Source organism: Amycolatopsis sp. NPDC003865 (assembly GCF_053605345.1).
Genome location: NZ_JBSGJA010000006.1, coordinates 78,533 through 89,534 on the forward strand (window position 1 = coordinate 78,533; position 11,002 = coordinate 89,534).

Here is an 11,002-nt window from a genome sequence, read left to right on the forward strand (position 1 = left end):
GTCGGGCTTGCTCCGTCACTGTAGACAGAAATCCTTCGCTTGGTAAAGCGTTGTCGCCAATCCGTGGGGCCGGTGTGGTCGGCGGTCCGTGCTCGTCCGTCGCTTCGGTCTAGTTTCCACTGGCGGACACACGAAGGCCCTGAGGTGTCGTGACACCTCAGGGCCTGGGGACGAGAGATCCTGGATTACTTCGGCTTGTCTCCCTCTCGTCGCAGTCGCAGCAGGAAGACGATCAAGCTGACGCCGGCCACCGCCGCGGAAACACCGAAAAAGCAGGTGACCCATCCGGCCACGCCGGCGAACGCGCAGATGGCGGCGACTGTCGCTCCGAAGCCCGCGCCTCCGGCGAGGATCACCACCCCGCCCAGCGCGATGGCGAACATGCCGCTTGAGGGACCTTTGGCGGTCAACAGACCCTTGAGGCCGTTGAGTCCCCAGCTCCACTCGAGTTCGACGATGACGGGGTCCGCTCGCGGGGTCGGCTTGCCCGGTTCGAGCTTCGTGAGGTCCAGCTCCCAGCCGGTGGTCGGTTCCAGTTTCTTGCGGTCCTTCGACGATCCGGTTTCTTTTGTCACGTGATTTCCTTGCCACCCGTCCCAGTGCGCCGTCGCGCGCGCGACACGCTCTTCCGCGGGTGACTTTACCCCTTGTGTACGCGCGATGGATGGACAAGATGATGACACTAGATGTATTTGATCAAGCAGTTGGCTGCCTGTCGTTACGGTAAGATGAAGAACTATGACGCGAATCGGCCATACGAGTTGCAGCGGTCAGCTTGACATCGTGGTGGCGAGAGGCGCATGATTACCGTCAGGTCGCCTCGGAAAGGGTGGCCCGGCGCCAACGCCGACAGTGGGGTGGTGATCATGGAACTCGGATTCCTTGGCCGGAGACGAACCTGATCCTGAGCCTCGCGGACCGGCGTCGGTCAGTCCGGAGAACAAGTTGATAGCAGGCGCGAACGGGTCCGCAACGGTGACGATGCGGCCTGTTTCCGTGTCTGAGCCTGACTTCTCGAGCTGCAACTCGAGGAGCCGTCAAGGCCGTGGAGAAATTCACGCATCGGGGAAGGTAATGGAATGGTGCAGAAGAATTCTGCGAGTGTGATCGACCAGAACGTGGGCGCCGGCAGCGGTGGTCAGGGCCGGGTCACGTTCAACTTGAGCCCCCGGGCGGCACGCGCCTTGGAGCAGGTGGTTGGACTTACCGGCGATTCGAAGACCGACACCATCAACCGTGCGATCAGCGTCTACGCGTACGTGGAGGAGGTTCTGGCGGCCGGTGGTGCCATTCTTGTCAACGCGGCCGGCGAGTCTCATCCGAAGGAGCTGAAGATCTTCTAGATCTTCGAGGTTCTGCGAGGAAAAAATGAACGTCACGAAGAGTGTCCCGGCGCCGTAGGTGCCGGGACACTCGTTTGGCCGTGAAGCAGCCCGTGGGCAGGTGAACTCAGTACCCCAGCGCCGTCCGGATCTCCGGCTCCACGTCCGCCGTCGCCACGAACAGCAGCTCGTCGCCTGGTTCCAGGGGGTCCTCCGGCTGCGGCACGATCACCCGGTCACCCCGCAGGATCGTCACCAGCGCGGCGTCGCGGGGCAGCGTCAGCTCGCTCACCGGCTTCCCGGCCAGCGGGGTCTCCGCCGGCAGCGTCAGCTCGACCAGGTTCGCGTTGCTCTGCCGGAACGTCATCAGCCGGACGAGGTCGCCGACGCTGACCGCCTCCTCGACCATCGCCGCGAGCATCCGCGGGGTCGAGACCGCCACGTCGACGCCCCACGCGTCGTTGAACAGCCACTCGTTGGCCGGGTTGTTGACCCGGGCCACCACGCGCCGCACCGCGAACTCCGTCTTCGCCAGCAGCGAGACGACCAGGTTCGCCTTGTCGTCGCCCGTCGCGGCGATCACGACGTCGCACTGCTCGATCCCGGACTCCTCCAGGATCGACACCTCGCACGCGTCCCCGAGCACCCAGTCGGCCTGCTCGACGGTGTGCGGCTCGAACTGGTCGGCCTCCCGTTCGATCAGCATCACCTGGTGGCGGCCGTCGATGAGCTCGTTGGCGATGGAACGGCCGACGGCACCCGCGCCGGCAATCGCGACCCGCATCAGTTCTCGTCCTCCGGTTCGCGCTGCGCCACGCTGGTCACGTCGCTGACGGTGCCGGAGCGCGCGGCGACCCACACGTCGTCGCCGTCCTGGACCACGGTCTTGTTGTCGGGCAGCACCGGGGTGCCGAAGCGCATGATGAACGCCACCCGCGCGCCGGAGGCCTCCTGCAGGGACTTCACCGAGTGCCCGACCCAGCCCTCGTGCAGCGGCAGCTGCAGCAGCGCCACGTTGCCCGACGGGTCCCGCCACGCCGACGCCACGCCGTCCGGCAGCAGCGTCCGCAGGAACCGGTCGGTGGTCCACGGGACCGTCGCCACCGTCGGGATGCCCAGCCGCTCGTACACGGCCGCGCGCTTGTGGTCGTAGATCCGCGCGACGACGTGCTCGATGCCGAAGTTCTCGCGGGCGACCCGCGCGGAGATGATGTTCGAGTTGTCGCCGCTGGACACCGCGGCGAACGCCTCGGCCCGCTCGATGCCCGCCTCGATGAGCACCTGGCGGTCGAACCCGACGCCGACGACCTGCTGGCCGTGGAAGTCGCTGCCCAGCCGGCGGAACGCCTGCTGGTTCTTGTCGATGACGGCCACCTCGTGGCCGAGCCGCTCCAGCGCAGCGGCCAGGGACGCGCCGACCCGGCCGCATCCCATGATCACCACGTGCACGCCCTGCCTCCTCCTCGGCGGTTCACCCGTCCGTCTTACCCCCGACATACCAGCGCCGAACCTACCGTGTGCTCCGACCGTTACCTCCACCGTCCTCCCCGCCACCGCCCTCAACGGAGGAGCTTCGCTCCGCAGTACTCTCCGGTGGTGTCGAAGTTCCCGACCGTGCTGAAACGCCTGGTCCTCGGACGTCCGTTCCGCAGTGACCGGCTGTCCCACACGCTGCTGCCCAAGCGCATCGCGCTGCCGATCTTCGCGTCCGACGCGCTCTCGAGCGTGGCGTACGCACCCGAAGAGATCTTCCTGACACTGAGCGTGGCGGGTCTCTCGGCGTACGCGCTGGCGCCGTGGATCGGCGTCATGGTCGCGCTGGTCATGCTCGTCGTCGTCGCGTCCTACCGGCAGAACGTGCACGCCTACCCGAGCGGCGGCGGCGACTACGAGGTCGCCAACACCAACCTGGGCGGCAAGTTCGGGCTGACCGTGGCCAGCGCGCTGCTCGTCGACTACGTGCTGACCGTCGCGGTGTCCACTTCGTCCGGTGTGGCCAACATCGGGTCCGCCGTGCCGTGGGTGGCGCAGCACAAGGTGCTGGCCTCGATCGTCATCGTCGTCGTGCTGACGTCCCTGAACCTGCGCGGCATCCGGGAGTCGGGGAAGGCCTTCGCGATCCCGACTTACGGGTTCATCCTGGGCATTCTGGTCATGGTCGTGTGGGGTCTGGTCCAGGCGGCCACCGGCACCGAGATGAAGGCCGAGAGCGCCGGCTTCACGTTGAACGCGGAAGGAACCTTCGCGGGTGTCGCGTACGCGTTCCTGGTGCTGCGCGCGTTCTCCTCCGGCGCGGCGGCGCTGACCGGGGTCGAGGCGATCAGCAACGGCGTCCCGGCGTTCCAGAAGCCCAAGTCGAAGAACGCGGCGACGACGCTGCTGATGATGGGCCTGCTCGCGGTCACCATGCTGGTCGGCATCATCACCCTCGCCTCGATCACCGACGTCAAGTTCGCCGAGGACCCGGCCGAGCAGCTCGCCGGCGCGCCCGCGGGCTACGAGCAGAAGACGATCGTCGCGCAGATCGCGCACGCGGTGTTCGCCGACTTCCCGCCGGCGTTCTACTACATCTCGTTCTCCACCGGCATCATCCTGCTGCTGGCCGCGAACACCGCGTTCAACGGCTTCCCGGTGCTGGGCTCGATCCTCGCGCAGGACCGCTACCTGCCCCGGCAGCTGCACACCCGCGGCGACCGGCTCGCGTTCTCGAACGGGATCCTGTTCCTCGCGGCGTTCGCGCTGGTCCTGATCATCGCGTTCGACGCCGAGGTCACCCGGCTGATCCAGCTCTACATCGTGGGCGTGTTCGTGTCGTTCACGGTGAGCCAGGCCGGCATGATCCGGCACTGGAACCGGTTGCTGGCCAAGGAAACCGACCCGGGCGTGCGGCGGCGTATGCGGCGCTCGCAAACGGTCAACGCCATCGGCCTCACCATGACCGCGACCGTCCTGGTGATCGTGCTCATCACCAAGTTCCTGCTCGGCGCGTGGATCGCGATCGCCGCCATGGTGGCCATCTTCGCGCTGATGACGGCGATCCGGCGCCACTACGACCGCGTCGCCGACGAGCTGAAGGAGCTCGGCGACACCCCGACGGTGCTGCCGTCGCGCAACCACGCGATCGTCCTGGTGTCCAAACTGCACCGTCCGACGCTGCGCGCGCTGGCCTACGCCAAGGCGATGCGCCCGGACGTCCTCGAAGCCGTGACGGTCAATGTGGACGATGCGGACACGCGCCGGCTCACCGCCGAGTGGGACGCCCACAACTTCAAGGTGCCGCTGAAGGTCGTGGAGTCGCCCTACCGCGAGATCACGAAACCGGTCCTCGACTACGTGAAGCGGGTGCGCGGCGACAACCCGCGCAACGTGGTCACGGTGTTCATCCCGGAGTACGTCGTCGGGCACTGGTGGGAGCAGGTGCTGCACAACCAGAGCGCGTTGCGGCTCAAGGGCCGTCTGCTGTTCCAGTCCGGCGTGATCGTGGCGAGCGTGCCGTGGCAGCTGGAGTCCTCGGCCAAGGCGGCCGCGCGCGTCCGGAACGAACGGCCCGCGGCCGGCGACGTCCGCCGCGGCTTCTCGCCCAACGGCAAGCCGGTCGCGGCGCCGAAGCCCAAAGAGCCCGCCGAATGACGAGCTGGCTGGGCCGGGTCCTCGAGGTCGAGGTCGGCGCGGTGGCGCACGGCGGCCACTGCGTGGCCCGCGCCGAAGGCCGGGTCGTGTTCGTCCGGCACGCGCTGCCGGGCGAACACGTCCGCGTCGAGGTGACCGAGGACAACGGCGGCTCGTTCTGCCGCGCTGATGCGGTCGAGGTGCTTTCGGCGTCGGAGTTCCGGGTCGAGCCGCCGTGCCCGCTCGCGGTGCCCGGTGGGTGCGGCGGCTGCGACTGGCAGCACGCCGACCCGGACCACCAGCGCTCGCTCAAGGCGGCGGTGGTGGCGGAGCAGCTGCGACGGCTGGCCGGCATCGAGCGGGACGTCGTCGTGGAGGCCCTCGACGGCGGGCCGCTGGACTGGCGCAGCCGGGTCCGGCTGATCGTCGGCCGGGACGGGCGCGCGGGGCTGCGCGCGCACCACAGCCACCGGGTGGTGGCCCTGGACGACTGCCCGATCGCGGTGCCCGGCGAGCTCGACGACGTCCTGGCGCGACGGTGGCGGCCGGGCAGCGAACTGGAGGTCACCAGCGACGGCGACGGCGACGTGCACGTCCGGGAGCTGTCGACGGTGCGCGGCAAGGTCCGGGCGCGGCAGCTGACCGGCGGGGTGGCGGTGCAGCACGCGGCCGGCCGCGACTGGCACCTCGACGCGCACGGGTTCTGGCAGGTCCACCCGGACGCGGCGGCCACGCTGGCCGCGGTCGTGGGGGAGTGGGCCGAGGCACCGGCCGGCGGGTCGGCCTGGGACCTGTACGCGGGGGTCGGGCTGTTCGCGTCGGTGCTGGCCGCGCAGGTCGGCCCCGAGGGGCGGGTGCTGGCGGTGGAGTCCGGGCGGCGCGCGGTGGCCGACGGGGAGAAGAACCTGGCGGACCTGCCGCAGGTGTCCTGGCAGGCCGGGCGCGTCGAGCACGTGCTGGCGTCGGCGGCCAAGCCGGTCGACGTGGTGGTGCTGGACCCGCCGCGCAAGGGCGCGGGCAGGGCGGTCGTGGAGTCGATCGTGGCGGGTTCACCCGATCGGATCGTGTACGTGGCGTGCGACCCGGCGGCCCTGGCCCGTGACCTGGCGTTCTTCGCCGGGCACGGCTACTCGCTGACCGATCTGCGGGCGTTCGACGCCTTCCCGATGACCCACCACGTGGAGTGCGTGGCGCTGCTGTCCTGAGTTTTGTCGGTGGTGGCCGCCACACTGCTCGCATGACTCCTCTCGACGAGTTCGACCTGGCGGCTTCGACGGTGACCGGCCTGGTTTCGGGCGTCTCGGCCTGGGACGCGCCGACGGCGTGCACGGACTGGGACGTGCGCGCGGTGGTGAACCACTTGGCGCACGGCAACGCGAAAGTGGCGTTCTGGGCGGGGATGGGCCCACCGGCCCCGGAGGGCGACTACCTGGGTCCCGCGCCGGTCGAGGCGTTCGCGGCGTCGGTGGCGGCGGCCCGGGCGGTGCTGGCCTCGCCCGGGTTGTCCGAACGGAAGGTGACGACCCCGCTCGGCGAGGTGCCCGGGGTGTTCCTGGTGCACATGCGGGTCAACGAGTACATCGTGCACGGCTGGGACATCGCCGACGCGACGGGCGCGTCGACGGATTTGCTGCCGGAGCCGGCAACGCGGGCGCTGGAGCAGTGGCGGGCGAGGTTCGGGTCCGCGCCGCGGCGGCCGGGCGGGCCGTTCGGGCCGCAGGTGCCGGCCCCGGAAGGGGCGACGGCGGCGGACCGGCTGGCGGCGTTCCTGGGCCGCAAGGCGGTGAGCGCCTGAGGGGAGATTCGCGTGGCGAGTGACACCCTGTTCCGGGGCGGTGCGACCGGCCGGGAAGTGGCTGTTCCAGGGCCGTGGTGGCAGGCGCGGCGGTGATGGTCGCCGAGCGATGGCCACCCCGTTCGAGGTGACGCTATGACGTGGGGCCGCGACCCGCGCCCGTGCGGGTCCGGTGTCAGCTCGCCCGGCGGACCGCGAACGCCGCCGCCAGGCCGGTCGCCGTCATGGCGATGCCCGACACCAGCAGCACCCACGCCCCGGCCCCCGGCACCACCCGCGCCGCCGGCTGGATGCGGGTCACCCCCGGCAGCGTCACCACCAGGTGCCGCAGGACCACGCCCGTCACCACCAGTCCCGGCAGGCACGCCATCGCCAGGGGTTCGTCCTGGTGGCAGGCGAACGTCAGGTACGCGAGCGTGCCCGTGATCAGGACCGCCGCCGCGCAGACCAGGCGCAGGCCGAGGTCCAGCTCGGGGTCCGGGGTGCCCGGGGGCAGCATCCCGGGGTAGTCCGCCGTGCGCAGGGTCAGCCCGGCGATCACCCCGAGGCCGGCGATCCCCGCCGCCACCGCCCGTGGAACCCGCCAAGCTCGCGTCACGCACGCAGCATAAGCGCCGGAAACGCCGTTCCGATCACGTTTCCCGCGCTGGGCCGTCCGGGGGTTCCCGATCGGCGGACACCGTCAGCCGGCGAACCAGCGCTGCGGCGCCGGCCGGAGGTTCTGGTAGATGTGCTTGAGCTCGGTGTACTCGCCGAGTCCCGTCGGCCCCAGCTCGCGGCCGAAGCCGGACTGCTTGTACCCGCCCCACTCGGCCTGCGGCAGGTACGGGTGGAAGTCGTTGATCCACACCGTCCCGTGGCGCAGCCGGCCGGCCACCCGCTGCGCCCGCGACGCGTCCTGCGTGAACACCGCCCCGGCCAGGCCGTAGTGGGTGTCGTTGGCGATGCGCACGGCGTCGTCCTCGTCGGTGAACGTCTCGACCGTCAGCACCGGCCCGAACGACTCCTCGACCACCGCCGACGACCCCTGCTTGACCTGGTCCAGGATGGTCGGCAGGTAGTAGAAGCCGTCGGCCAGCGCCGGGTCCGCCGGCCGGCTCCCGCCGGTCCGCAGTACCGCACCCTCCGCCAGCGCCGCCGCCACGTACGCCTCGACCTTCTCGCGGTGGGCCGCCGAGATCAGCGGCCCGGTCTCCGCGCGCTCGTCGAACGGGCCGCCCAGGCGGATCCGCTCGGCCCGGCGCACCAGCTCACCGACGAAGTCGTCGTGCCACTCCCGCTGCACGATCAGCCGCGCGCCCGCCGAGCACACCTGGCCCGAGTGCAGGAACACCGCCGTCAGCGCGTAGTCGACGGCCGTCTCGAAGTCGGCGTCGGCGAACACCACGTTCGGGTTCTTCCCGCCCAGCTCCAGGGCCACTTTCTTGACCGTCCCGGCGGCCGCGGCGGCGATCACCCGGCCGGTCGCCAGCCCGCCGGTGAACGACACCAGGTCGACGTCCGGGTGCGACGCCAGCGGTGCACCGGCTTCGGCACCCGCGCCGAGCACCAGGTTCGCGACGCCGGGCGGCAGGCCCGCCTCGGTCAGCAGCTTCATGAACAGGATCGCCGTGTGCGGCGTCAGCTCGCTGGGCTTGAGCACGAACGTGTTGCCCGCCGCCAGCGCCGGCGCGATCTTCCACACGGTCTGCAGCAGCGGGTAGTTCCACGGCGTGATCAGCCCGCAGACGCCGACCGGCTCGTGCACGATCCGGCTGATGGCGTCCGGGTTGCCGGTGTCGACGACGCGCCCGGCGTCCTGGGCCGCGAGCTTGCCGAAGTAGCGCAGGCACGCGGCGATGTCGGCCATGTCGTAGCGGCTCTCGACCAGCCGCTTGCCGGTGTCGAGCGACTCCGCGCGGGCGAACGCCTCCGCGTCGCGGTCCAGCAGGTCCGCGGTGCGCAGCAGCAGGTCGCCACGCAGGTGCGCGGGCGTGCCCGGCCACGGTCCGGCGTCGAACGCCCGGCGCGCCGCCGCGATCGCGGCCTCGGTGTCCTTCGCGGTGCCCTCGGCGACCGTCGCGACCGGGGAGCCGTCGGCCGGGCAGCGGATCTCCCGGCGCCCGCCGCCGATCGCGTCCACCCAGTCGCCGCCGATGAAGAAGTCCGCCATGGACCCATTCTCGTGGCCACGCGCGGTGACGGCCACAGCGACGCACGGAGACGAGGTTCACCCCGCGTGATGACGCCTGGTCGCGCTCCGCCTGTGACGCCGGACGCGGCGGGCGGAACCACCCTGGCGGGTCTCCGTAGACTGGGCCGGACGCGGGGCGTGCCGATCAAGCGAGGTGGAGACGAGTGACGTTGCTGGAGTCCTTGGACGGACCGGCGGACCTGAAGCGCATGAGTGTCGAGGACCTCGGCGAACTGGCTGCCGAGATCCGGGACTTCCTCGTCGACAAGGTCCGCCGCGCCGGCGGGCACCTCGGCCCCAACCTCGGCGTCGTCGAGCTCACGCTGGCGCTGCACCGCGTGTTCGACTCGCCGCGCGACGCGATCGTCTGGGACGTCGGGCACCAGGCCTACGTGCACAAGATCGTCACCGGTCGCGCGGAGGGCTTCGACCTGCTGCGCCAGACCGGCGGCGTCACCGGTTACCCGTCGCGCGCGGAGAGTGAGCACGACTGGGTCGAAAGCAGCCACGCGTCGTCCGGTCTGTCCTATGTGGACGGCCTGGCGAAAGCGTTCGCCCTGGACGGTGGCGACCGGCACGCGATCGCCGTCGTCGGCGACGGCGCGCTCACCGGCGGCATGTGCTGGGAGGCGCTCAACAACATCGCCGCGCACCGCGAGCGCCCGGTCGTCGTCGTCATCAACGACAACGGCCGCTCCTACTCGCCGACCATCGGCGGCCTCGCCGACCACCTCGCGGCGCTGCGCCTGCAGCCGGGCTACGAGCGGCTGCTCGACGGCGGCCGCGAGATCCTCAAGCACACCCCGGTCGTCGGCAAGCCGATCTACGCCGCGCTGCACGCCGCGAAGGCCGGCCTGAAGGACGCGCTGAGCCCGCAGGCGATGTTCTCCGACCTCGGCCTGAAGTACCTCGGCCCGGTCGACGGCCACGACCAGGTGGCGCTGGAGAAGGCGCTGCAGAGCGCGAAGGCGTTCGGCGGCGCGGTGATCGTGCACGTGGTGACCGAGAAGGGCCACGGTTACGCGCCCGCGGTCAACCACGAGCACGACCAGATGCACCAGACCGACCCGATCGACCCCGAGACCGGCCTGCCGCCGGTGAAGGGCCCGAGCTGGACCGGCGTGTTCGGCGACGAGCTGGCGAAGATCGGCGCCGAGCGCGAGGACGTCGTGGCGATCACGGCGGCGATGCTGCGCTCGACCGGGCTCGACAAGTTCGCCGAGGCGTTCCCGGACCGCTGGTACGACGTCGGCATCGCCGAGCAGCACGCGGTGACGTCGGCGGCCGGGCTGGCGATGGGCGGGCTGCACCCGGTGGTCGCGATCTACTCGACGTTCCTCAACCGCGCGTTCGACCAGGTGCTGATGGACGTGGCGCTGCACCGCCAGCCGGTGACGCTGGTGCTGGACCGCGCCGGCATCACCGGGCCGGACGGGCCGAGCCACCACGGCATGTGGGACCTGTCGCTGCTGGGCATGGTGCCGGGGATGCGCGTGGCGGCCCCGCGCGACCCGGCGACGCTGCGGGAAGAGCTGCGCGAGGCGGTGGCGGTGTCGGACGGCCCGACGGCGCTGCGTTTCTCGAAGGGCAAGGTCGGCACGGACGTGACGGCGGTGGAGCGGATCGGCACGGTGGACGTCCTGCGCCGCCCGACGGAGGGCGCGGACGTCCTGCTGGTGACGGTCGGCCCGTTCGCGACGCTGGGGCTGGCCGCGGCGGACCGGCTCGCCGACCAGGGGATCGGCGTGACGGTGGTGGACCCGCGCTGGGTGCTGCCGGTCCCGGCCGAGCTGGTGGCGCTGGCCGCACAGCACAAGCTCGTGGTGACCGTGGAGGACAGCGGCCGCCACGGCGGTTTCGGATCGGCTTTGGCCGCGATGTTCCGGGATGCCGAGTGTGACGTTCCACTGCGGGATTTGGCTGTGCCGCAGGCGTTCCACGATCTCGGGAGCCGGGACGAGGTTCTCGGGCGGATCGGGTTGACCGCCCAGGACGTGGCCCGCCGGGTGACGGAATGGGCGTCGGGCCGGCTCGGCACGGCCGAGCGGACGGAGTCCGCTCGGGACCACTCGGCCTGAGTTCCGGCCGGGCCCGGATCGGGCC

At 70.9% G+C, this 11,002-nt stretch carries 10 protein-coding genes; 5 read left to right on the forward strand and 5 right to left on the reverse strand.

The features are described 5' to 3' along the window. Nucleotides 1-185: 185 nt before the first annotated feature. Nucleotides 186-575, reverse strand: a complete 390-nt coding sequence (locus tag ACWEVP_RS16400; protein WP_452063374.1) for a hypothetical protein — start codon at nucleotides 573-575, stop codon at nucleotides 186-188. Between the two features lie 528 nt (nucleotides 576-1,103). Between ACWEVP_RS16400 and ACWEVP_RS16405 the strand changes: the two genes are divergently transcribed. After that, nucleotides 1,104-1,343: a hypothetical protein gene (locus ACWEVP_RS16405; protein ID WP_452063375.1), complete on the forward strand. Its 240-nt coding sequence runs from the start codon at nucleotides 1,104-1,106 to the stop codon at nucleotides 1,341-1,343. A gap of 106 nt (nucleotides 1,344-1,449) precedes the next feature. Here the strand turns inward: ACWEVP_RS16405 and ACWEVP_RS16410 are convergent, their stop codons facing one another. Then, a complete protein-coding gene (locus tag ACWEVP_RS16410; RefSeq protein ID WP_452063376.1) occupies nucleotides 1,450-2,106 on the reverse strand; it encodes a potassium channel family protein in 657 nt (218 codons plus the stop codon). Further along, nucleotides 2,106-2,771: a potassium channel family protein gene (locus ACWEVP_RS16415; protein ID WP_452063377.1), complete on the reverse strand. Its 666-nt coding sequence runs from the start codon at nucleotides 2,769-2,771 to the stop codon at nucleotides 2,106-2,108. The genes ACWEVP_RS16410 and ACWEVP_RS16415 overlap by 1 nt, the downstream gene beginning before the upstream one ends. A gap of 147 nt (nucleotides 2,772-2,918) precedes the next feature. Here ACWEVP_RS16415 and ACWEVP_RS16420 point away from each other — a divergent pair, with 147 nt between their 5' ends. Genes ACWEVP_RS16420 through ACWEVP_RS16430 form a run of 3 tightly spaced genes read left to right on the forward strand, consistent with a single transcriptional unit; the run spans nucleotide 2,919 to nucleotide 6,726 of the window. Further along, a complete protein-coding gene (locus tag ACWEVP_RS16420) occupies nucleotides 2,919-4,952 on the forward strand; it encodes an APC family permease (protein WP_452063378.1) in 2,034 nt (677 codons plus the stop codon). Beyond that, the gene (locus ACWEVP_RS16425) at nucleotides 4,949-6,136 is read left to right on the forward strand and encodes a class I SAM-dependent RNA methyltransferase (RefSeq protein WP_452063379.1); all 1,188 of its coding nucleotides are present in this window, start codon (nucleotides 4,949-4,951) and stop codon (nucleotides 6,134-6,136) included. Before ACWEVP_RS16420 ends, ACWEVP_RS16425 begins: the two co-directional genes overlap by 4 nt. A 32-nt stretch (nucleotides 6,137-6,168) precedes the next feature. Continuing rightward, complete coding sequence (locus ACWEVP_RS16430; RefSeq protein WP_452063380.1) at nucleotides 6,169-6,726, forward strand: TIGR03086 family metal-binding protein; 558 nt, start codon at nucleotides 6,169-6,171, stop codon at nucleotides 6,724-6,726. 175 nt (nucleotides 6,727-6,901) lie between these two features. Here ACWEVP_RS16430 and ACWEVP_RS16435 read toward each other — a convergent pair whose 3' ends face one another. Further along, nucleotides 6,902-7,324 carry a hypothetical protein gene (locus tag ACWEVP_RS16435; protein WP_452063381.1) on the reverse strand — a complete coding sequence of 141 codons (423 nt, stop codon included), beginning with the start codon at nucleotides 7,322-7,324 and terminating at the stop codon, nucleotides 6,902-6,904. Between the two features lie 84 nt (nucleotides 7,325-7,408). Then, a complete protein-coding gene (locus ACWEVP_RS16440) occupies nucleotides 7,409-8,878 on the reverse strand; it encodes an aldehyde dehydrogenase family protein (protein ID WP_452063382.1) in 1,470 nt (489 codons plus the stop codon). Nucleotides 8,879-9,063: 185 nt separating this feature from the next. Here ACWEVP_RS16440 and dxs point away from each other — a divergent pair, with 185 nt between their 5' ends. Then, nucleotides 9,064-10,977, forward strand: a complete 1,914-nt coding sequence (dxs, locus tag ACWEVP_RS16445) for a 1-deoxy-D-xylulose-5-phosphate synthase (RefSeq protein WP_452063383.1) — start codon at nucleotides 9,064-9,066, stop codon at nucleotides 10,975-10,977. Nucleotides 10,978-11,002 lie beyond the last annotated feature (25 nt).

Excerpts from the sequence above, each read along its gene's own strand:
- ACWEVP_RS16440 (WP_452063382.1), bottom strand. The coding sequence starts at position 8,878 with ATGGCGGACTTCTTCATCGGCGGCGACTGGGTGGACGCGATCGGCGGC.
- ACWEVP_RS16410 (WP_452063376.1), bottom strand. The coding sequence starts at position 2,106 with ATGCGGGTCGCGATTGCCGGCGCGGGTGCCGTCGGCCGTTCCATCGCC.
- ACWEVP_RS16425 (WP_452063379.1), top strand. The coding sequence starts at position 4,949 with ATGACGAGCTGGCTGGGCCGGGTCCTCGAGGTCGAGGTCGGCGCGGTG.
- ACWEVP_RS16430 (WP_452063380.1), top strand. The coding sequence starts at position 6,169 with ATGACTCCTCTCGACGAGTTCGACCTGGCGGCTTCGACGGTGACCGGC.